Origin of the sequence: Thalassospira sp., assembly GCF_048059015.1 — a bacterium.
Taxonomy (GTDB): Bacteria; Pseudomonadota; Alphaproteobacteria; order Rhodospirillales; family Thalassospiraceae; genus Thalassospira.
Genome location: NZ_JBLLNT010000002.1, coordinates 474,502 through 496,755, shown reverse-complemented (window position 1 = coordinate 496,755; position 22,254 = coordinate 474,502). Strand labels below are relative to the sequence as shown.

13 protein-coding genes are annotated in these 22,254 nt (G+C 51.1%); 1 reads left to right on the top strand and 12 read right to left on the bottom strand.

Annotated features, from left to right (window positions below):
- Window positions 1–437 precede the first annotated feature (437 nt).
- From ACMZ66_RS02995 to ACMZ66_RS02970, 6 genes are all read right to left on the bottom strand, one after another.
- The gene (locus ACMZ66_RS02995; protein ID WP_416934271.1) at window positions 438–1,055 is read right to left on the bottom strand and encodes a hypothetical protein; all 618 of its coding nucleotides are present in this window, start codon (window positions 1,053–1,055) and stop codon (window positions 438–440) included.
- Window positions 1,052–6,379: a DEAD/DEAH box helicase gene (locus ACMZ66_RS02990; RefSeq protein ID WP_416934269.1), complete on the bottom strand. Its 5,328-nt coding sequence runs from the start codon at window positions 6,377–6,379 to the stop codon at window positions 1,052–1,054. Before ACMZ66_RS02990 ends, ACMZ66_RS02995 begins: the two co-directional genes overlap by 4 nt.
- A 412-nt stretch (window positions 6,380–6,791) precedes the next feature.
- Complete coding sequence (locus ACMZ66_RS02985) at window positions 6,792–8,657, bottom strand: helix-turn-helix domain-containing protein (protein WP_416934267.1); 1,866 nt, start codon at window positions 8,655–8,657, stop codon at window positions 6,792–6,794.
- A 5-nt stretch (window positions 8,658–8,662) separates the two neighbouring features.
- Window positions 8,663–9,676, bottom strand: a complete 1,014-nt coding sequence (locus tag ACMZ66_RS02980) for a TniB family NTP-binding protein (protein WP_416934265.1) — start codon at window positions 9,674–9,676, stop codon at window positions 8,663–8,665.
- A complete protein-coding gene (locus ACMZ66_RS02975; protein WP_416934263.1) occupies window positions 9,673–11,685 on the bottom strand; it encodes a Mu transposase C-terminal domain-containing protein in 2,013 nt (670 codons plus the stop codon). Before ACMZ66_RS02975 ends, ACMZ66_RS02980 begins: the two co-directional genes overlap by 4 nt.
- Window positions 11,685–12,203 carry a TnsA endonuclease N-terminal domain-containing protein gene (locus ACMZ66_RS02970; RefSeq protein WP_416934261.1) on the bottom strand — a complete coding sequence of 173 codons (519 nt, stop codon included), beginning with the start codon at window positions 12,201–12,203 and terminating at the stop codon, window positions 11,685–11,687. The genes ACMZ66_RS02975 and ACMZ66_RS02970 overlap by 1 nt, the downstream gene beginning before the upstream one ends.
- 84 nt (window positions 12,204–12,287) lie before the next feature.
- Between ACMZ66_RS02970 and ACMZ66_RS02965 the strand changes: the two genes are divergently transcribed.
- The gene (locus ACMZ66_RS02965) at window positions 12,288–13,424 is read left to right on the top strand and encodes a hypothetical protein (protein ID WP_416934259.1); all 1,137 of its coding nucleotides are present in this window, start codon (window positions 12,288–12,290) and stop codon (window positions 13,422–13,424) included.
- Between the two features lie 2 nt (window positions 13,425–13,426).
- Here the strand turns inward: ACMZ66_RS02965 and ACMZ66_RS02960 are convergent, their stop codons facing one another.
- The 6 genes from ACMZ66_RS02960 to rpsT form a co-directional block, all read right to left on the bottom strand.
- Complete coding sequence (locus ACMZ66_RS02960) at window positions 13,427–14,533, bottom strand: Fic family protein (RefSeq protein WP_416934257.1); 1,107 nt, start codon at window positions 14,531–14,533, stop codon at window positions 13,427–13,429.
- A 359-nt stretch (window positions 14,534–14,892) separates the two neighbouring features.
- Window positions 14,893–17,349, bottom strand: a complete 2,457-nt coding sequence (gene gyrB / locus ACMZ66_RS02955) for a DNA topoisomerase (ATP-hydrolyzing) subunit B (protein ID WP_416934255.1) — start codon at window positions 17,347–17,349, stop codon at window positions 14,893–14,895.
- Window positions 17,350–17,368: 19 nt separating this feature from the next.
- Window positions 17,369–18,529 (bottom strand): DNA replication/repair protein RecF, encoded by a 1,161-nt coding sequence (recF, locus tag ACMZ66_RS02950; protein WP_416934608.1) that lies wholly within the window; start codon window positions 18,527–18,529, stop codon window positions 17,369–17,371.
- A 64-nt stretch (window positions 18,530–18,593) separates the two neighbouring features.
- Window positions 18,594–19,712: a DNA polymerase III subunit beta gene (dnaN, locus tag ACMZ66_RS02945; RefSeq protein WP_416934253.1), complete on the bottom strand. Its 1,119-nt coding sequence runs from the start codon at window positions 19,710–19,712 to the stop codon at window positions 18,594–18,596.
- A gap of 324 nt (window positions 19,713–20,036) precedes the next feature.
- Window positions 20,037–21,545, bottom strand: a complete 1,509-nt coding sequence (gene dnaA, locus ACMZ66_RS02940) for a chromosomal replication initiator protein DnaA (protein WP_416934251.1) — start codon at window positions 21,543–21,545, stop codon at window positions 20,037–20,039.
- 413 nt (window positions 21,546–21,958) lie between these two features.
- On the bottom strand, window positions 21,959–22,219 hold the full coding sequence (gene rpsT, locus ACMZ66_RS02935) for a 30S ribosomal protein S20 (protein WP_416934249.1): 261 nt from the start codon (window positions 22,217–22,219) through the stop codon (window positions 21,959–21,961).
- Window positions 22,220–22,254 lie beyond the last annotated feature (35 nt).

Here is a 22,254-nt window from a genome sequence, read left to right as displayed (position 1 = left end):
AATAGCGGCTATTGGGCCTGCTGTCCGCGCCTCCCGAATTGGTATTTGTTTTTATATTTTACGGTCGGGGTAAAACCCAACCGACAAACAGATACTATTCACGAAGCCGCTTCATGGCGACCTTTTTTGACGCTTCCGTGTTGAAGCACGGGTCGCTGAACTTGGGTATTCGTCCATATTCATAAAAAACCATGGCTGCAATTTCTCGCAGCCATGGTTCCAAAATGAAGTATCTGTTCGCAATGTGTGAATTGACGCATAAAACTGGAATGGAAAACAGCCAAAGAGCCGTGATTTGGAGGAATTCTGACACATAAAGCTGAAATCAAACGACAAATAACGTTGGAATTTCTCAGAACCGTAAAAATAACTTTTATATCAGGCGCTTATAGAAATACATCAGGAACGGCACTCCTATGATCTTCTGGCTTTATACGTCATTTGTCTTTCGGATCCCAGTAGAGTGCAATTGCTTTGTGCCTTACATGGAAATCCATACCTGATGAGCCATGTTTATGTTTAGAGCAGAACAGAAGCGGGTTTCCGCATGGCGAGTCTTCTGTAGTAACTTTTGGGTTCTTCCCCTTTAGTTCATCGCGCCACTTTGCAAGCATAGCCTTGGCATCTTTTACATAACAGTAAACAAGAATCTCACCATGATCTTGCCCATGCACGCCTGTGGAATAGCGCGCTGAAAGCTGATTGAACCCCTTATTGAGCCATTCATAACTGCTGTGCTTCTTGGCCTCAGCGAGCCACAAGAAAAGATCCTTCCCTTCAACAACAACGTCGGGGTGACCACCTAAATCTCTGTCATGCGCCACCTGAAAACCTGCCATCCTCAGCATTGCGCAAATCTGCAAACTAAGCTGATCTTCATCAAGTTTTTGGTTTTTATGCTTGTCTTGCTCGAGATAATTGCACGCAAAGTCGACACTTTTTTGCAGGGCAGTGACTCTCGCAGGATGGTTCTGAGCTAAAACAAAATCCAAGTGAGCTCCCTGAGGAGTTCCCGAATAGAGAACTCGCAGATCATTGATGGTCATCTCGCTCATTGAACTGTGCCTCCGAAGATATCAGCCGTTAAGTCAAATAGCGGTACGACCCGCTTTGAAGCTTCTTTGAGCTGCTCCCGGGTTGTCGGATGGACGACAGTGTCGCGGTCGAGGACCTCCTGGAAGTCTTCTGGCGAAAGCCTGTGACGTTTTCCACCTTCATCGACGAGCACACCGCCAGAGCTGAAGACGGCAAACTCGGATTGAGCAAGAATAGACAGGGCGGCAATGATATCGTCTGAGAGCTCTTTTGATTGCAGCATCTCAAGAATATCGCTGACCGTAAGGATATCGCCTTCCGGTCGCTTCCTTGAACTCAACTCATCAATGATTCGTATCGCAACTACTGCTGCGTCTGCTTCACCCCAATGTGTTCTGATACCCTGTTTAAGCTCATCAATGGTCCCGAAGGCTTTACTGCTAGCTTCGTCGTCACCAATATCAAGACTCGGTAAACCATTCACAATCTTCATTGTTTCAAGGCTGACAGCAATAACGCGCTGGAACAGCTTCAAAGGATAGGCGGGGTCCTCGACAGTTTCATTCGCATAATCATTGGCGTCATTAACAATCCCACTTGCCTTATCAGTTTTTACAACCTGGCGTTCCATCACCCATTCCAAAGCCGGCTTCCCGTTGACCACATAGTCATAGGCCTTCAGAGGAATGTTCTGCATGGTGATGTTTTCATTGTAGATGACGGTCGTGCGGTCCTTGTCTTTGCCCTTGCCGCCAAACTTCATCTTTTTAACACGATAGAATTTTTTCGGCTCGGCTTCAGCCTCGGGAATCAGACGGTGATCGCCTTCCTTGAAGGTCACCATGTAAGGTGCCACTGTCTCGAAATTCACATGCAGCTCGCCAAGTACGCGACCTGCATCACGGAAGGCGGCGAAATCGGCAAAGGATTTCACAGCTGGAATCCTAGGGAGCTGTTTGGCGAGGTTGTTCTTGAACCGCTCGCGGTAGTCGGGTGAGTGCATAAGGCCGTAGATGTAGTAGAACAAGTCCTCTTTGCTGATAGCCTTGCCTGGATAGGCGGCTTGAAAATGCGAGAGGCCTTCATCAGTGACCGCCTCTCGGCGGCTGAAACAACTTTCCTGATCGCCTGAGGAGGCGAAGAGCCCCTCATCTGGTTGGGTGCCGTCATATAGATATAGAGGGAAGCACTGAGCGCCACCGTCTGGCTGGCTGCACAAAATTGCGTCGGTCATCAATGCAAATTGACCGTCACCACGCCAATTGCCCTTTATGCTTATGATCCTATTTTCAACTTCCGGCGATGGAAAGAACTTGGGATTTTGTAGAATCATTTCAATGATCTGCCGATCAAAGTAGAGCCACGATTTCTCAAATGGGCGATAAACTGCCTCAACAATCTGATCTTCTGAAAAACTAAGCAGCCTTTTTCTACTGAGGAGATTTCTCAATCCTCTTGTCCAACTAATTTTCTTTGTGTCCAAAGTAACAAACTGATCAGGAGCTATACCGCCACCCATGTTTTGGAAGCGTGTCACCTCAGAGTTATAGAAATCAACCATTCTCGCGATATTGGATGAAAGCCGATCTTTTGATGCATTAAAGCACCAAGCATCACGGTTGGTCGAAACACCTAAAGAGTAAAGACCAAATAGAACTAACTCTCCGTTCTCCTTTTTCTTATTCCCTATCTGAACATAGTTTTCGAAGGAAAAGTCAGCCTGATCCAGCCAGTCATTATTCTCGTCAGGCGTTATTTCTTTCCAGCCTTTGGCCATAGCAATGCCCTCAACAGAACCGAAGTCCCGGATAATCGCCAGCTTTTGCTTCTGGTTGAGATAGTCGCCAATATCGTGAAAGAGGATGCGTCCATGCTCGGTGGCATCTGGATTCTTTACTAACACTGATATTGCAATCGGTGCACGGCTTCCCGATCCGAATATTTTTCCGCCTTCCTTGCGTGAGGTTTCGCCTGATGTACGTTGGTTTCCGCGCAGATGAAAGACATACAGATCGCTGAACTCTTCGGCGAGACATTTGCGCATCCCATCGGCGGAGTTCCCATCAATCCATCCTGCATTGGTCACATAAGCCATAACGCCAGCATCACCGATCCGATCCGAGGCCCAGCGGAATGCACGGATATAGCTGTCGTATAGTTTCGTGCTCAAAGTAGCGTTTGAATTTGCCACATAGCTATCTCGGATCGCTGCGTCCAATTGAGGATAAATGATGTTGGCTGCATTATCATTGGCACTGGACTGCCCTGCCGAATATGGCGGATTGCCGATGATGACGCGGATATCCAGCGCTTTCTGTTTAGTTCGACGCTCCGAGTTATCAGGCAGGAGATTAGCGACCATATCGCGTTCCTGCTCATACATCTGGAACGTATCTGTCAGCAGAATTCCCTCAAACGGGTCATAGGGGGCGTTCGCGGTTAACGAGCCAAAAGCCAGTTCGTGATAAACAGTCTCGATATTCACAGCGGCAATGTAATAGGCCAGAAGAACAATCTCGTTGGCGTGGATCTCGTGCTTGTATTTATGCTCCAACTCGTCGGGCGCGATCAGACCCGATTGCAGCAGGCGGGTAATGAAGGTACCGGTGCCGGTGAAGGGATCCAGGATATGAACACCCTTGGAACCCAGAGTCTGGCCAAACTGAGCCTTGAGTACGTCATTGACTGAATGGATGATAAAATCCACCACTTCGACCGGGGTGTATACGATACCAAGCCGCGCGGTAAGAACGGGAAAGGCCGTGCGGAAAAACTTGTCATATAGTTCGGTGATCAGAGTCTGGCGGCCATGCGCAGTTTTTACATCCGCTGCGCGTCGCTCCACACTGGCATAGAACTTTGCAAGACTGTCAGATTCTTTTTCCAGATTGTGTTCGTGGAGTTGGCCGAGAACAGTCTCCATCGCGCGAGACACCGGATTTTCCTTTGTAAACCGGCTACCTTTGAAAAGCGCATCAAAGACCGGTTTGGTAATGAGATGCTGTGCCAGCATCTCGATTGCCGCGATCTCAGAAATTTCGGGGTTCAGATCGTCCTGCAGTTCCTCAAGGAAGGCGAGGAACGCTTTGCGCTCTGGCCCTTCCTTGGCAACAATCGTTGTTATGCGTGTAATGTGGGTTTGGGCAATCTTGGCGATGTCCTTGGCCCAAGTATCCCAGTATTCGCGGGTTCCACATTTTTCAACGATCTTGGCCATGATGGCACGGGTGAATTCATCAAAGACCAACTCACCTTGAACAGGATCATCACCCGGACGACGCTCAAGGCCCTGTTTGCCGATTTCAGCTTTCCCTTTGCCATCACGGTTCTTGGTCGTAGCAAAGTCATCAACGACAGCAGTGAGCTCTTTTAATTCTGTCTCAGAGGAAACCCTCAAAAACGCAACCTTGTCGCTGATATCCTCGCCAATTTTTGCTTGGTTGATTCGAGCGTCGAGACGTTCGTCGTGGGCACGCAGAGCATTCAGGATTTGCCAGACGACCTTGTAACGCTCATTATCGTTTAATGCTTCCTCTGGTTTGGTGTTTGGCGGAATAGCAACCGGCAGGATCACATAGCCAAGCTTCTTTTGCCCGCTGGGGTCTTTGCGCATGACACGCCCAACGGATTGAACGACGTCAATTTGGCTTTTGCGCGGGTGCATAAACATAATGGCGTCAAGAGCAGGCACATCAACACCTTCTGAGAGCACCTTGGCATTGGTCAATATACGGCAAGTATCATCACCCGCATCATTTTTGAGCCAATTGAGCATCTCTTCACGTGCACTGGCATTATAGCTACCATCGATATGCCGGACCTCAGTGTTCAGGCCAAACGGACTATCTATCTGTTCATTACTTGCATATTCCTCAACGACTTGCGCGAACTCGTCTTCAATGATTTTGGATTTGGCAATCGTCTGACAGAATGCGAGTGCACGCTTCATAGGCTTCGGATCAAAATCCAAATCCGCGGCCATATCCGATTTGGTCAGCGCTTTATAGCAACCAATGATTTTTGTCGCGTCATCAAGAGTAAGCTCTGCACCATCCTTGAGACGATTTTGGATAGTTGTCGAAATCAAGCCTTCGTCTACGGCCAAAACAACAACCTTGTAATCGGTCAGCAGGTCGTTTTCGACCGCCCAACCGAAGCCGCGATGAAAGAGGTCTTTGCCGAATTTCGTCTCATCATCCATAGACGCCAGTTCGGCGTCATGCTCATCTGCTTTTCGCCGCGCTGCATCCCCGAAAATGCGGGGTGTCGCTGTCATATAGAGGCGCTTTTTGGCGGCTACATAGTCATTGTTGTGGATACGGACAAAGTTACTGTCATCTTCATCCTTTAGCGTCACACCGGTCGTCCGATGCGCTTCATCGCAAATGACCAGATCAAATTCCGGTAGGTCGAATGTTTTCTGGGCACGCGTCAGAACATCAATAGAATGATATGTCGAGAAAACGACGGTCATTTTCTCCGCACTGGCGTCATTTACTTGGCGCGCGAGCCTCTGCGGATCAGTCGTGGCGGGAAATGCCAGATCATGAACATTTAGATCGAGACTGTCAGCATCGGCTTTACGACCAACTTTAATGTCTGAACAAGCTGAAAAAGCCGTAAAATCGACCGAGCAATCATTCTTCCATTCACGCACCGTCTGAGACATCAGAGCCAGCGACGGGACCATGAAAAGCACACGCTTTCCTGGACCCCCAATTTTCTCGGCAATCATGAGGCCAGTAAATGTTTTACCGGTGCCGCAAGCCATGATTAGTTTGCCGCGATCATCCTCTTTGAGCCCGTCCAAGACTGCTTTGAGGGCTTCGCGCTGGTGATCTTTTGGGTTCTTCTTATCTGTTAGACTGATTTCACCGTTTCGCAGGAATTGGCTCCAATCAATACGACTGGCCATCAACTCGTTGATGCCTATACGGTTCCAATCCTTTGACACCTTATCGAGTGTCTCTTTCGCATTTTTCCCAAAGTCCTTTTGAGATGTATCTGCGATAATCAGGCGCGAAAAAAGCTCGTTAGATGCTGCGGAGATAAAGCTATCGATATTCGGCTTCTGGATGACGTGATCCGCCACATAGAACTTGCACTGGATAGCTGCATAACCGGAACCATCCGAGAGTGTTGCCACCAAATCGATACCGCTATCAGTACCCTTCCACCCTTGAGCCTTTGCCCAGTCGGCGTAGGGAACGACCTCGGAGTAATATTGCTTTTGGATGTCATCGTTTTCTAGGAAGATGCGAACCAAGCGCTCAAAATAGTCGCCTTTTTCACGCTCAGTACGAGCGGTATCACGGTACAAGTCGAATAAATCTTGAAGTTGCATCTTCTCCACCGGCGATAGCCTAAATTGTATTCATTCACCATACACGCTTAGCCTTCGAAGTTACAAACATGGCTTTGCGTCTGCGCTCTAATTATCTTGTATGGCTCCAGAATCACCATCTCAATAGATTTGATATGATGAGGTTACTTAATTTTCCTTCACTCAATCTGAGCGAAGGAATCACCGATTTAGGCGCTGATGGAAGTCCGACTTAACCGGTACTAGGAACATTGTCATATATCTTGAAACGCACAGATTCTGAAAGCACGAAAGCCCGCGACATGCGCGGGCTTCGGAAAGTGGGCAACCACTACTGTCGTTGCGTCACAGTCATCAGACTGGCCACATACTGAAGAAGAGTCAATTAATTCGCGTCGGTTCCGCTCACAACCGATCCACTAAAGCTATCGTCTTATGCAGAAGCGGATCGTCTGAAGAAGTATTGACGACTTCCGTCAATCGCTGGCCCGGTAACAGGGTTGGTCCCTAATTCCCGCAGTTGGGCGACGACAGTTCTTGCCGAAGTATTCTTATTTGCGGCTAAACAGGAAGCTGAAACGTAAGTCGACTTAAACCGCTCAATCGCATCTAATGAAACTTGTCTGCGAAGACGGCCATCTACCGGGACGGAGATTGTTTCGAGGAACCCCTTATGCACGAGATCACGTGCTGCTTCTTCATTTAGCCCAAGCATCCTTGACGCTTCACGAATGGTAACGGCCCATTTGATCGTCCGTTTCTCATTGTAAAGAAAGGCTCTGAAGTCTGCGTCATTAAAGAACAGATCTTTGAGATTGATGACTTGTGTCGAGCGCTTCAGCGCTTTCAACTCTCCACCGAGCACTCCCTGGATCAGATCAACGATACAAAGCCCCTTGGCGGTACAACGGCGCAGCGCTTTGGTAAAAGTCACAGGCTCATCTGTGAACTGACGATAGGTCGCTTGCTTTGCCAAAGATGCAATTAATTCATCGATGTCCTGTTTCTTGAATGCCCAGTGCTGTGAACTATCAACCTTTGGCCCTTTGACAGCTTTGATCAGGCCTGCGTTCACTAATTTCATGAGTGGGTGCTTGGAAACTCCGAGCAGTTCCTGAGCATCATCGGTTCCCAGCAGGTTCTCTCGCGCGTTTCGGTAACGCTCAATCTCCGAGACTTCCAAGACACGCAGACACCTGCTTTGCATCTCTCGGGTGGTTGCAACCAGAATTCCCGCGGCAATATCTCGTCTCAGGATAGTTGGATGAATACCAAGTCGGCGTGAAGCCTCCGCCAAAGTAACGAAAGACTGATCTTGCACCCACTCTTCGCCCATCCGCTTACTGGTCGGCACAACAAATCCAGAGAACCATTCCTTTTGAATGTAGTTGGCAAACTCGGACCGGATTAGGTTCAGGTGCTCGACTTCACGCTGGTTGCGAAACAGGTTTTTATAGAGAGACCTAAACTCGGCTTCGAGACCAACACGTTTTTCAAGTTCTGCGCCCGCAAACTGCCGCACATCGTCAAGCAGATGATGAAAAGCGTTCGGCCAGTCAGAGAGAATGATGGCTACCCGGTCAAAAACCTCATGCGAAGCATCTGATGTCAGATTGTAAAACAACTGACGACCTGTTCCACGACCGCGACCAGAAATGTAAGCGGCAAGAAACATCGCATAATTTAAGAGATCGGTGAAATCCAACTTCTGCAATTCAGGGTGAACACCGCATGCTTTATCTGCTGATATCGCCCAAAATCGCTTTTCCAACAATCTGCAGAAATCGACCGTTTGCGGCGGAGCTGACCGGGATTTGAGTGTTCTTAAATCTTTACCACAATCGCAGTGAGTAAGACTTTCACGCCCCCAACTGATACGACGAGCACATTCCGTGCAACGCTCAATCAAATAGGTGCGATGTTTCGGACATACCGTCAGAGGTTTAAGGTCCCAAAGTACCTGGTGGTGAGGATTGTCTTGCATACATTGAGGGCAGCAGCGAAATGAACGCCTTTCGATGGTGCAAATGTGCACATCATGGTGACCTACACGCGTCCATCGCGGTTCGACAATCTTGTTTTGCCTTTCAAACAGCGCACGCTGCGGAACATCGATTGCCTGCGCCAGCCTCTCAACATCTTCTTTGGGTAATACGGCACGCGGCGTGATCCCAAGCGATCTGAGCATCCAGCCAGTGTTATGATAACCATTTGCTGATGACACACGAAGCAAGAAGCCTCGAAAGCTCTCAGAAGGTTCCGGTTTCGGTCGAACCAGTAAAGAAATGTTGGAATTCATTCAAATCACCGCGCTGAGAGTGTGTCGTTGAGTTTCATGCTTCGCGAGACTGGTTGAAGTGATGCTATGCAGCCCTCAATGTGCAAGTGACGGCTTTCTGGAAGGGGGTCTATTTTCTGACCCTTCCAAGAATCAAGGAATGGATTAGGTACCTTCCGATCAGGCACCAAGCGCGCCCTGAAGGCCTGCGCCAGGTGCTGTTGCGTAATTGAGGTGCCTCCAGCTTTGGTTGCCTCATAAGCAGCACCATAAATCAGCTTGATCAACAGTGAGATCAGGCCCTTTGTCGCCGCATGGCAACGGACATTCTGGTCCTTCAGGTTACTGTTTCCCCCCAAGACCGAAGCCAATTTGCCATCAATGGCGTTTAGGATCTTTGTGAACTCAGAACGGTCTGCTTTGTCTTCCCAATCAAACGGCGACAACTCCGTTTGGTAGCTGAAGCGACGCATCAATTGTTCGTTGGCAGACAATACACTCAACGAATATGGCAGCCCGACCAACACCACCGGGATTGATGTGTTGGAGATCAAATTCTTTAGCCAGTCAGAAACATCAAGAATGACCCGATCACTTTTCCGATCGATAAAATGCTGGAATTCATCCAATATAATCAGCTTGGTTCTGCATTCGCTCAAGAGCTTGCGAAGCCTCTTGGTGCGTTGCTCAAGTGTGCCACGGTCTGAAAGTGGATCCCCCAGCTTATCAAGAAGCTCAGTCGCCATGTTTTTCATGGTTGCCGGCACCGGGATAACGGCATTCAGCACTGGAATTACCCTTCGGTCATCAGCGTCATAGGGATTATTCTCGGCCAAAAAGGCTTTCGCGACCGTCGACTTTCCAACGCCAGCAGGGCCATGAAGAAGCATACAGACCGGCTCACCGTATCCGGTAAAAGACTGCATACATTCATCAAGGCGTGCTAACGCTGTTTTAAAAGAGCGATGACGAATGAGCACATCATCCATGACCTGTTTGATTCCGGTTAGCTTCGCTGGATCAACTGAGCTGTTCATCATTCATCCCTTCCAGCAGATTGAATTCTGAGCATGCCATCTGCAAGAAGGTCGTCTTCTTCGGTAAATTCGTCACAAGTCCCTTCGTTTTCATTGGGCGAGAACGGTTCGAAGGAAATTTCATATGACGCCTCTGGCTCGACCAAACTGGTTATCTCAGCATTGTCCTGCTTGAGCACCATCCCTGACGATTCCAGGAAGCGTGCAATTTTTGCATTGGTCGTCCGCTTTCTCTTCTTCGTCTTGGACGTTTCGTGGATTAGTGCATGAATTTGTTCCTTCGCCGTCGCTCTTTCCAAGACATCGACTTGACGTGATCCAAGCGCTCTCAGATGTTTCCGCAAGATTTTGTGCGGCCATAGTCCCAAGCCTGCTGTGTAATTTTGATCAAGGGCCGGGACTTCGAAATAGTTATTGTTCCGAGGATCTCGGACGTGGATTTTGCTCAGGTTCGTTGGGTCAAGCTTCATATCCACATGAAGAGCTTTCGGAGAGCTGTTGCGTAGCTCGGTCAGCCTTCTGGAATTGTACCAAATGCCTTCGATGACGATCCCTTTGGGATGAATTTTCCGAACCTCTCTGAAGCAAGAAAGAAGGACATTCAGGTCCTCGTGGTCCGAAATGAGCCTTGGCGGATAATCCTCAACACCATCCACCCATCGCTCCATCGGTATCGCCTGAATACCGCTGTGCATTTGTTTCGCATGAACTTCGACAATCCATTTGCACAGCACATGCTCAAGAACTGCGACAGGAACACTCGCCTCTCCAACCGCATCATTCTCGGAACGAGCGTCCTTGTTGTGAAATGTCTTGCCCGGAGCGTCACACAACAAAGATCGGTTAATCTCGCCAAAAATTCGCTCCACAACACCTTTTGTCCATGGAGACTTTACTTTGTTGTGCTGGATGGTAATCCCAAGCTGAGCGCACGCTACTTCCAGATCTTTGGAATGGAACTCCGGGCCGTTATCCGTGACCAACATTTCAGGTACACCGTAACAGGGCCATGTTCCGTCGATGTCCGGATATTTCTCGTTGACCCATTCCTTGGTGCCAATAGCACTACGAAGAGCCATCATGACGCTGGCTGTGCTTGGAGCCTCGAAGCCAAGGTAAAAACCAAGTGGCAATCGCGAGAAATGATCAATGACGATTGTAAGCGTCGGTCGCCCCAGAGGTATGTCTAATTCAGGGTCATATACGATGATATCAAGCAAAGTATGGTCAATCTCGACCCGTTCAAGCGGACGAGAAGAAAATGCACCTTGTCCCACGTGTCGCGTTTCCTTTTCAGCAATGTATTTGCCATACCGTCCCTTGAGAAAGGTGTAGGGCTCGAGTTTATCGATTTCACGATAGAGTGTTCGAAGGGTCGGGACCGCCAGTTGATCAAAACGTGAACGACGAGCATTCAAACGGTTAATCTCAACCACAACAGCGGAATAAACATCTGTTGGTCTGGGTCTAGAGGTAACCAGGAAACGCTCGTTTATGACGCTCTGAAGAACTTCCAGGACTTCAGGACCAAAGCGCCGTTTCCTGTTTCCCCGATGTTTTGACTGCGGTACCAACGATGCAGCATCTCCGCCTGATCGTCGATAAAGCTTGCACCAATTGTAAAGGGTTGCGACGGAGGGTGGTTTTGGGTCACCGAGTTGCCTTGAACCAAGCTCAATACTTGCTTTCATCAAAGCCACACCGCTGGCGACAACTTGCGGCTTTTCGACCAATTTCACGTAAGTTAATCGTCGACGAAGTTCATCCTGCTCTTTCTCTGTAAGTGCACTCAGATCTTGCTGTTTAGCGATCATTTTATTGCGATCGCCAACAAGGATCGACGCCTCACCATTGACAACGGATGACGCCAAGTCCGTTCTTGGTAACTTCACCAGATGTCCATCGTGTTCGGCTTCAAGCTGCAGAATGTCCCCGTGCAAACATCTACGAACGGCGTAGATCGTTTCACCTACTGAGATTTCAGTACCCAAGCCTATGCGGACTGCGACCATTATGAGGCACTCCGTAAATAGATCGGAGCATCGGGATCATTGATCGGTTGGTTGATATCAATGGTAAGGATGCCTTGGGAAATGAGTGCATATATCTGGGTTACCTGCACGCCTTGCTTATGAACATACAGCTGCAATCCACCCAGCGTCTGACCGTCACTGCCTACAGCGTCAAAGATGATATCCTTGTTTTCAGCACTGACGATTTCTCTCTGGTAGCGTAAGAGCTTGATGACATTTGAAAGGCGCGGCTCCTTTCGAATTTCTCGGTCTGTCATAACGAGATAGCTTATGCCTTGCTCAGCATACTGCTTTTTGAAAGCCAAGAGGCGCTCTCTTAGTGGGCTGGTGTTGGCTTGATCACTGGGCTTCACTTCGAACACAGTTACGCCAGAGATCATTTCCGCAATAAAATCGGGAGTGTATTTACGCTTTCTACCACCCTCGTAATACGTCAGCGGTTCAGGTTGCTCCCGATATGAGAGAACGGCCGGATCAAACTCCAGCAATCGGATCATGTCTCGTTCCAACTGGGATTCCCAGTGGACGACCCGATTGGATTTTAAACTTGGCGAGCGTCCAACGACGCGATGTGTTGTCCTATGGACAATCTTGCGGCTTCTTTGTGCATGGAGATCAAACATCATTCACAATCCACGTTATGCTTCGTGGCATATTATGACTCGAATCAACTTTGCACAATCAAAAAATTTCTGCTATTGGTTATTGAAAGAACTTTAAAGCATGGAAAACACTCTGCAATGAATGCTCATTCCTTCGATGAATTGCTTGAAGAACTGGATGATGCCCGAGGCCGTCGGATGCCGTGGACGCAGATCGCATCAATCATCAACCAAATCGAAAAAACGCCGGTCGGCAAACAATATGCTGCGAATAAAGAGCAGTTCTGGGAGATGCTTGCAAAGAAAACTGCCTACACCCGGAATGCCTTGCAACGAATGCGCTCAACGCTGATTCGCTGCACTACAATTGCTGAACGGGAAAAGACGAGATTGAAAGAAGTTCTCGGTCCGCAATCAGCCGAGCCAAATGACTTGCTTGATGTCCTGGGTCATTTTCACTCGGCTGAATTGTTTGCGCGCATACACAGCGCTGACGCAGATGTTGCAATCGAACTGTTGGGTAAGATGCGGAACGAGCGCGTCCCGGTTACTCGCATCAAAGAAATCCTCAGCGAAGTAACAAACCGAAGGCACTCGTCGTCGTCATCCACACCGTTCGTAATGCCGAGAAGCTTCTTCCACCGGAAAGAGGCACTCGCATTGATTGATGAACACAAGTCCCAATTGTATGGGGGCGAGGATGTCAGCATCTATTTCAAGAAGTATGAATTCGAGTTTGTCAGCATTGATGCAGTTGGAATTCGCTGTAGTGAAGACGGCGCCCTGCAATTGGTTGACGGCTTCATGTTCTTGACCGGGTCACCTTTAAAAAACAAGCTGGGATTCCAGAACCTTTTGTCAGACATAGACTACCGTTCCAGCTTTTTCCGGCATGTATGGCTTTGCCGATCCAGCTCGTTCCGATGGTCAACTGAAGATATTATCATCGCAACCGATGTTCTTGGGATTGATCAGGTTGGCATCATCGAAGTCGATGAGAGGAGCAGCGACATTCGCGTTCTCCGTCGACCTAAAGGTGATAACCGACCATCCCGCTATTCTCTGACCCTTCGCGAGATCATGCGCCAAGGCATTCCTGATTTCGGGATGGTGTAGGCCTAGACGCTCGCCAAACAGTATCGTCTGGAACGCCCGCCTCCGCCACAGACACGCAAATAGCCTTTGGCTACTAGATCGGTAAGGTGACGTGTAGCCGTCGCCTTACTGACGTTATTAATTGCAGCATATTGTGATGCACTTATGACAGTTTGATCCGGATCATCATGCATCTTCACAAGAATTCTAACTTGTTGCGTCGAAAGCCGATTTTCTGGCTGCATCGCCACAAGGCTATTCGCTTCAACACTCCAGCTTAATCTCGTTATTGCGCCATCGAGCGCATTTTCCAAAGTTTTGAAAAACCAAACCATCCATTTCGTTATGTCCAAACCGGAAGACTGAGTTCGCTGCAGCACTCGGTAATAGTTCTCACGGTCGGCTAAAATGTAAGGAGCCATTGGGTACAAGACAGCATTTTTGTCTGACTGAAACAGTGCCAAATCAGCAACAGCGCGTGAGCTCCTGCCATTGCCGTCATCGAACGGATGCACGGTCACGAACCACAAATGTGCCAAAGCTGCACGTGAGACAGGGTCTATTTCTTTGGCTTCTCGGCTAGAAGCGAACCAGGTAAGGAATGTTTCCATCTCAATTGCGACGCGTGATGCGTCAGGAGCTTCGAAATGAATTCTCCGGTCGCCGCTTCCACCAGAAACCACGTTGATATCTTCGGTTCGCCATGTTGCAGGCTGCCCGATTTGAGTCGATGAGTACGTCCTCTCGAACATGCAGCGCTGCCACACCCCTAACCGATGCCGAGTAAGGCCTTCAGACGGCTCATCAAAAACGTTTGATATCAAAGCAGCAGCGTTTGCCTCTAGGAGACCGACACTCTTGGCTTTTTCGGGAGAGATGGTTTGATCAAAGCCGCGCTCGATTTCATCGGTTACAACATTTGCATCGAGGCGCTCACCCTCAATTGTAAAAGACGCAACAATGTTCTCAGTGAGTGCTTTGGTGATTAAGGCTTGGGTGCAGTTCAGGGAGTTGACCAATCCTGCCACGTATCCCTGCTTATGACAAACAGAGGGTAAGCGAGCCTGGATCTGCTGCCTGTCCCAAGTGAAGTTGGGCCAGTCGCCATGCTGCCAGTTCCATTTGCCCATCACAATACCCCCTCGTGAGCCGATTAATCACCGTATTCGGCTCACATTATGACGTGAATAAATTTCATGGAAGAGGCAAAACCCAAAACAACTCGCGATTTTGGCAAAAAATAACCCCCCAAGAGGCGCATCACTGAGTTCCTAAGAACTGCAGGCTAAGCGTGGGGGGTGTTGTTGGAGAGATTTTAACTTAACCAGACGCCCAGATGCAACAAATCTCAGCGGTTAAGTACGAGCAGAGCGAATTCATAGCATTCACTTGAACTTGCTCCGCTCGTTCTAATTTTATGCGTCACAGATTCTAAAATTATGCGTCGCGTTTCCAATTTTATGAGTTAATTCACACAATGAGCGAATACTTAAACGTCGAGGTTCGCAACCTTCAGCGCGTTGGACTGAATGAAGTCGCGGCGTGGTTCAACCACGTCACCCATCAGGGTCGAGAAGACTTCTTCGGCCTCGTCCGCATGATTGACTTTAACCTGCAGGAGCGAACGCACATTCGGGTCCAGCGTGGTTTCCCAAAGCTGATCCGGGTTCATTTCGCCCAGACCTTTATAGCGCTGAACAGAAATGCCGCGACGGCCAAATTCCATGACCGCGTTGACCAGATCGACCGGACCATTGATCTTCCAGGTCTTGTCCTTGGCAACGAATTCCGCACCTTTTTCAAACAGCTCGCGCAGTTCACCAAGGATACCGGCAATCGCGCGGGCCTCGGCCGAACGCAGGATGTTGCCATCAATCACGTGACGCTGCTCAACGCCGCGCAGCATGCGCCATAGAACAATCTCATCAAGCGTTGCTTCACCATGCCAGCCGCGATCAAAATCTTCTTCAAGGCTATCAAGATGCTGGGCAAGCGTCTGGGCTGCTTCAAGACGTTTTGCATCGTCATCAAGCAATGCCGGGTTCAGCGCGCCAGCAAGGGTTGCCTGTTCAAGAACCGAGATCGGCAATTTGATGGAAAGCGGTGCCAAAAGGCCTTTGGCCTTACGCGACAGTTCAACCACACGCACCAGATCTGGGCCCGCAAGCTGCTGACCACCGGCAAGGGTGAGAACGGCTTCTTCGGTGCCCTGCGCGGTCAGGTATTGTTCCATCTCGCGGTCGTCTTTGAGGTACTGGACCGAGTTCCCGCGCTTTGCACGATAGAGCGGCGGCTGCGCGATATAGAGATAGCCACGTTCGACCAGTTCGGGCATCTGACGATAGAAGAAGGTCAGAAGCAGGGTTCGGATATGCGCACCATCGACGTCGGCGTCAGTCATGATGATGATTTTGTGGTAGCGGGCCTTTTCGATGTTGAAATCATCGCGACCAATACCGGTCCCCATCGCCGTGATCAGAGTACCGATTTCCTGGCTTGAGAGCATCTTATCGAACCGCGCGCGTTCGACGTTCAGGATCTTACCACGCAGCGGCAGGATCGCCTGGAAACCACGTTCACGACCCTGTTTGGCCGAACCACCTGCGGAATCACCCTCCACGATGAACAGTTCGGCTTTGGACGCATCGCGTTCCTGACAATCGGCAAGCTTGCCCGGAAGGGACGAGATATCAAGCGCACCTTTACGGCGCGTCAGTTCGCGCGCCTTACGGGCCGCTTCACGGGCGGATGCGGCTTCGACCACCTTGGTGACGATCTTGCGCGCATCGGCCGGGTGTTCTTCAAGCCACTGGGCAAGCTTGTCATTGACGATGTTTTCAACAACCGGACGGACTTCGGACGAAACCAGTTTGTCCTTGGTCTGAGATGAGAATTTCGGATCGGGAACCTTGACCGAAATCACGCATGACAGGCCTTCACGGGCGTCATCACCGGAAAGAGCAACCTTTTCCTTTTTGGCGATACCGCTTTCCTGCGCGTAGTTGTTGATCTGACGCGTCAGGGCGGCGCGGAAGCCAGCCATATGCGTCCCACCATCACGCTGCGGGATGTTGTTGGTAAAGCAAAGGGTCTGTTCGTGGTAACTGTCGTTCCACTGAAGCGCAACTTCAACGGTGATGCCGTCTTTTTCGCCTTCGATGCTGATCGATTCTTCGATCTGGCGTGCCTTGTTACGGTCGAGATATTCGACAAAGGCGCGAATACCGCCTTCGTAATGAAGCTTGGTTTCAACCGGTTCGCCATGGCGTTCGTCGCGCAGCGTCAGAATCACGCCCGAGTTCAGGAAGGCCAGTTCACGCAAGCGGTGCTCAAGCGTTGCCAGGTCAAATTCGAGCTGGGTAAAGATTTCTCCATCCGGATAGAAGGTGACTTCGGTACCCGAAAGCGGCGTGCCATCGGCCGTAAGCGGCGCATCGCCGACAACTTCGAGCGGCTTGATCGCATCACCACCGGAGAACTCCATGTAGTGTTCTTTGCCATTCCGCCAGATGCGCAGTTTCAGCAGGGTCGAGAGCGCGTTCACCACCGAAACACCCACGCCGTGCAGACCACCGGAAACCTTATAGGAGTTCTGGTCGAACTTACCGCCAGCATGCAGCTGGGTCATGATGACCTCGGCGGCGGAAACGCCTTCTTCCTTGTGCATGTCGGTCGGAATGCCACGGCCGTTATCGCGGATCGTTGCCGAACCGTCGCCGTTAAGCTGCACCCAAACCGTGTCGCAATGACCGGCCAGCGCTTCGTCGATCGCGTTATCGACGACTTCATAGATCATGTGGTGCAAACCGGTTCCGTCATCGGTGTCACCGATATACATGCCCGGACGTTTGCGGACCGCTTCAAGGCCTTTGAGAACCTTGATCGATTCTGCACCGTACTCCTGCGCCGGTTCGGCGGTGTTCGGAGTTTCTGTTTCGTTGGTCATAGCGTCACAACCTCGGCATTCACGGAGTGGTTTCCAGGGACAATGTGGCATCTTCCACGCGGAAGAATTGCGCACGACCGTCCAAACCTTCAAACAGCGCCCGGTCCGTACCTGTCATCCAGGCCTGGACACCAAGCGCCACGATTTCGTCAAACAGGTGTTTGCGACGTTCTGCATCCAGATGCGCAACCACCTCGTCAAGCAACAGCAGCGGGCCAGCCCCGCGTGCCTTTGTTTGCAGGCGGGTATTGGCCATGATGATCGACAGCAACAACGCCTTCTGTTCCCCGGTGGAACATTGATCTGCCGACTGGCCCTTTGCATCGTGCCAAACCAGCAAATCGCTGCGTTGCGGACCAACCACTGCCCCGCCATAGGTCGCATCGCGTTTTCGTCCATCACGCAATGCAGCCCGCATTCTGTCTTCGACCTCGATCGCCGGACAGGTTTCCAGCCATTCTTCAAGGTCACCGGCAAGCGCAAGACGCGCGGCCGGAAATGGCCCGATGGCCATTGTTCCTGCACGGCTCAGCCGCGCCAGCAATTCCGCGCGCGCAACCGCAACAGCAATGCCATGACGCACCATCGAATCTTCGATCGAGGCGAGCCATTTATCATCGCCCTTGCCTTCCTTGAGCAGCTTGGCGCGCGAGCGCAAGGAATGCTCGTAGGCGGCAACGCGGCTGCTGTGATCGGGATCAAGGCCGTAAACCAGTCGATCCAAAAAGCGCCTGCGTGCCGATGGACCATCCAAAAACAGTCGATCCATTTGCGGTGTCAACCAAACGGCTGCACATACCCTTCCCAAGGCCGCCTGACCGCGTTGCGCCTGCCCGTCAATTCGGACCGCACGGCGTTCACGCCCCTGTTCAAGGGCAGCTGGGTCAAGGCCACTTCCAACCTGAAAGGCACCATCAGGTGTTTCAAGTTCAGCCGAAACCGCCCAGGCACGTGGTGTGCCATTCGGTTTTGCTGGCGTATTGCGCGCAATTTCACCAAGCTTTGCCCGACGCAACCCGCCGCCTGGTGCCAGAAGCGAGACCGCCTCGAGCAGGTTGGTTTTCCCGGCGCCATTTGGCCCGGTAAGAACCACAGGGGCGCTGCTTAACGACAGCCGCAAGCTTTCGTAACAGCGAAATTCACTGAGCTGGATACGGGAAACTGCAAGACGGTTTGTCATCGACGCCCCGTCTTTTGGCATGAGGTTATTGGCAAGAGCAGCCACAGCTTGATCGTGCTTACCGTCAAACACGCATCGGCATCAGAACGTACAATGCCGAAAGGTCATCGGTATCGCGCAGAATGGTCGGGCTTGATCCGTCCGACATCAGAAGGTTCAGGGTATCGCCCTTAACCTGCTTGGCAATGTCGAGCAGATAGCGCGAGTTAAAGCCGATTTCGATATCTTCGGCATCGTAATTGATTTCAAGTTCCTCGGACGCGGTGCCGTGTTCCGGGCTGGATGCCGAAAGCGTCAGGGTATTGCCCGACAGGACCACTTTGACCGCACGTGATTTTTCAATCGAGATCGCAGAGACACGATCAACCGCATCGGCAAATCCCTTGCACTCGATATCAAGGGTCTTGTCATTGCCCGACGGAATCACGCGTTCGTAATCCGGGAAGGTACCATCGATCAGCTTCGAGGTCAGAACTGCATTGCCAAAGCCAAAGCGAATCTTGGTATCCGAAAGGGTGATATCAACCGCTTCGCCGGTTTCATCAATCAACTTGCGCAACTCGCCGATGGTTTTGCGCGGAACGATAACGCCCGGCATGTTTTCCGCACCATCTGGAAGCGGCGCTTCGACGCGCGCCAGACGGTGGCCGTCGGTCGCAACAGCGCGAAGGATTTTTGTGCCTTCAGCGTCGGTCGCATGGAAATAAATACCGTTGAGGTAATAACGGGTTTCTTCGGTCGAGATCGCGAATTCCGCACGATCAATCAGGCCGCGCAGTTCTGCAGCAGCAAGACCGAAGCTGACCGGAAGATCACCACCGGACATAACCGGGAAATCATCAACCGGCAGAACCGCCAGATTAAACTTCGAACGACCCGCAGAAAGCGTCAGACGACCTGCACCCGGTTCCAGTGCGATCTGCACCTGGGAGCCATCCGGAAGCTTACGGACGATCTCGTAAAGGGTGTGAGCCGGCGTGGTGGTTGCACCTGCCTCGGAGACTTCGGCCGTGGTGGTCTCGATGACTTCAAGATCCATGTCCGTTGCCGTCAGCGAGAGGCGGTCATTCTCTGCCCGGAGCAAAATATTGGACAGAATTGGAATGGTGTTGCGTCGTTCAACGACACTTTGAACATGGGTCAGCGATTTCAACAGCGCCGCGCGTTCGATGGTCAGCTTCATGCCCGTCCTATCCGTCTGTCAGTATTCGTTTAACAAATTGTTTTTTAATCAGTTTTCTCACCTGACCCCCACCCTTCCGGGTGAGGAACGCGCATTATAACATGCATGCCACGAAACCGAAGGATTTTTACGGCTTAAACCCAAGCAAATAAAAGGAGTTGCCACACCAAATCACGCCAAAAACGCGCAAAGCCGCGCAGCCTGCGCGACTTGCGGTTTTGTTGATGCATTTCAGGGGGAAATTTGCGCCAAAACCAACCTGGAATCCGCCGAATGAACTAGCGGATTCCCGATAAGATTTACCCGACCGAAAGACCGATCAGATCAGCCTTCAAGCATCCGGCGCAGAAGATCGATGTCTTCGGAAAGCGATGGATCGGAGCTGTGCAGTTCTTCGATTTTGCGCACCGCATGCATGACCGTGGTGTGATCACGCCCGCCAAACTTGCGACCAATTTCCGGCAGGGAATGTGTCGTCAGCTGTTTTGACAGATACATCGCCACCTGACGCGGACGGGCAACTGCGCGCGCACGGCGGGCGGAATGCATGTCCGAGACCTTGATGTTGAAATGCTCGGCCACGCGTTTCTGGATTTCTTCGATCGACACACGGCGTTCGGATGCGCGCAGAACGTCATGCAGGACGTCCTGAACCATCTCAAGGCTGATCTCGCGACCGACCAGCTGCGAATGCGCAATCACACGGTTAAGCGCGCCTTCAAGCTCACGGACATTGGCCGTGATCTTGTGAGCGAGGAATTCCATCACACGCTGCGGAAGTTCAACACCCTGACGCTCCGCCTTGGATTCGAGAATACCAAGACGCAGCTCATAGGTGGTTGCGTGGATATCAGCCACAAGGCCCGATCCCAGGCGCGACCGCAGGCGTTCTTCGATGTCTTCAAGATCGGATGGCGACTTATCGGCCGAGACAATGATCTGACGGCCCTGATCAACCAACGCATTGAAGGTGTGGAAGAATTCTTCCTGGGTCGAATCCTTGCCCGAGATAAACTGAACATCATCGACCATCAGAACATCGACCGAACGGAACTGATCCTTGAAATCAACCGTGTTCTTGTCGCGCAGCGCACGAATGAAGCGATACATGAACTTTTCGGCCGACAGGTAAATCACCGTGCGGTGCGGCTGGGTTCGGCGGATATGCCAGGCAATCGCATGCATCAGGTGGGTTTTACCAAGACCAACACCGCCATACAGGAACAACGGGTTGAACGGAACCGATTCGGCCTCTGCCAAGCGGCGTGCCGCGGCATAGGCAAACTCGTTCGGTTTGCCGATCACGAAGTTATCAAAGGTGTAGCGCGGATCAAGGGCAGCGGAAATGCCATCATCAGACATGCTGGCAATGGCAGTGCGGCCCGATGCCTGCGGCTGGCACGGTGCTTCGGCAACAGCGATATGTTCAGCTGACGCAGATTTGGAACTCGGCTTGGCTTGGGACGGATGAGCGCTCTGGGAATTTGCGGCTGGGGCAGCCGAGCTGGTTGCAGAAGCAGCCGAACCGCTCGAAACGGAGATGATGTTGATCTCTACGAAATGAACATTGGCGTCTTCGGCGTGCCAAAAGGCCTGGATACGGTCGAGATAGTGCTGGGTGACCCAATCACGCATAGCGCGGGTCGGCGCACCCAGACGGGCAACACCGGCTTCAACACCGATCAAGGCAACTGGTTCAAGCCAATAGCGATATGCCGTTGCGCCAAATTCGGCGCGCAGCTTTTCGCGAACGACTTGCCAAGTTGCTACGACATGATCATCAAGTGCTGCCTGCTGCTCACCCGGCATCCCCTGACCGAGTGTAGATTGCATTCCCCTCACGGCGTGCTGCACTGTAAGAACCTTTCCCCGCTATCCCAAACTCAACACAATCAAGACTGCAAAAGACAAAATAGTACTTTATCGCGTTGGTCACCTTGGTGATCAACACGCTGGTCTTCCGCAAAATCTTGGAAGCGTACTCGCGCCTTTTGTTTTTTTGGTTCTTCGTCACGGACCGCTTTGCGCGGTCAGAGAAGTCCAAACACTGTACTGATGCGACCCACATCAGGCAAGGCGATCTTTAACAGAACGTTAAAAGGATTTCGGCACCAAAACGGTCCTTATTTTCTGCGGTTTCTTGCACCCGCGGAATCAAAGAACAAAAGGTGATTCTCCGGAATCCGGGCAGCGAAAAGGCCGCACCAAAGGTGCGGCCTTCGACTTGCCATCCCATAAGGGATAAATTAGATCGCTTTGATACGAGCGGTCAGACGCGAAACCTTGCGAGCTACGGTGTTCTTGTGCAGAACGCCAAGCTGTGCGCCGCGCGCCATTTCCGGCTCGGCGATTTTCATCGCAGCCAGAGCAGCATCTTTGTCGCCAACGTTCAGCGCAGCCTCGACCTTCTTAACGAAGGTACGAATGCGACCGATACGTGCACCGTTGACTTCTGCACGGGCGGCGTTGCGGCGAATGCGCTTCTTGGCCGATTTATGGTGAGCCATTGCGAACCTGTCTCTTAAAACAAATGTTACGTAAT

Coding starts and splice junctions, on each gene's coding strand:
- ACMZ66_RS02995 (WP_416934271.1), bottom strand. CDS start 1,055: ATGAGCGAGATGACCATCAATGATCTGCGAGTTCTCTATTCGGGAACT.
- ACMZ66_RS02990 (WP_416934269.1), bottom strand. CDS start 6,379: ATGCAACTTCAAGATTTATTCGACTTGTACCGTGATACCGCTCGTACT.
- ACMZ66_RS02985 (WP_416934267.1), bottom strand. CDS start 8,657: ATGAATTCCAACATTTCTTTACTGGTTCGACCGAAACCGGAACCTTCT.
- ACMZ66_RS02980 (WP_416934265.1), bottom strand. CDS start 9,676: ATGATGAACAGCTCAGTTGATCCAGCGAAGCTAACCGGAATCAAACAG.
- ACMZ66_RS02975 (WP_416934263.1), bottom strand. CDS start 11,685: ATGGTCGCAGTCCGCATAGGCTTGGGTACTGAAATCTCAGTAGGTGAA.
- ACMZ66_RS02970 (WP_416934261.1), bottom strand. CDS start 12,203: ATGATCCGATTGCTGGAGTTTGATCCGGCCGTTCTCTCATATCGGGAG.
- ACMZ66_RS02965 (WP_416934259.1), top strand. CDS start 12,288: ATGGACAATCTTGCGGCTTCTTTGTGCATGGAGATCAAACATCATTCA.
- ACMZ66_RS02960 (WP_416934257.1), bottom strand. CDS start 14,533: ATGGGCAAATGGAACTGGCAGCATGGCGACTGGCCCAACTTCACTTGG.
- gyrB (WP_416934255.1), bottom strand. CDS start 17,349: ATGACCAACGAAACAGAAACTCCGAACACCGCCGAACCGGCGCAGGAG.
- recF (WP_416934608.1), bottom strand. CDS start 18,529: ATGACAAACCGTCTTGCAGTTTCCCGTATCCAGCTCAGTGAATTTCGC.
- dnaN (WP_416934253.1), bottom strand. CDS start 19,712: ATGAAGCTGACCATCGAACGCGCGGCGCTGTTGAAATCGCTGACCCAT.
- dnaA (WP_416934251.1), bottom strand. CDS start 21,545: ATGCAATCTACACTCGGTCAGGGGATGCCGGGTGAGCAGCAGGCAGCA.
- rpsT (WP_416934249.1), bottom strand. CDS start 22,219: ATGGCTCACCATAAATCGGCCAAGAAGCGCATTCGCCGCAACGCCGCC.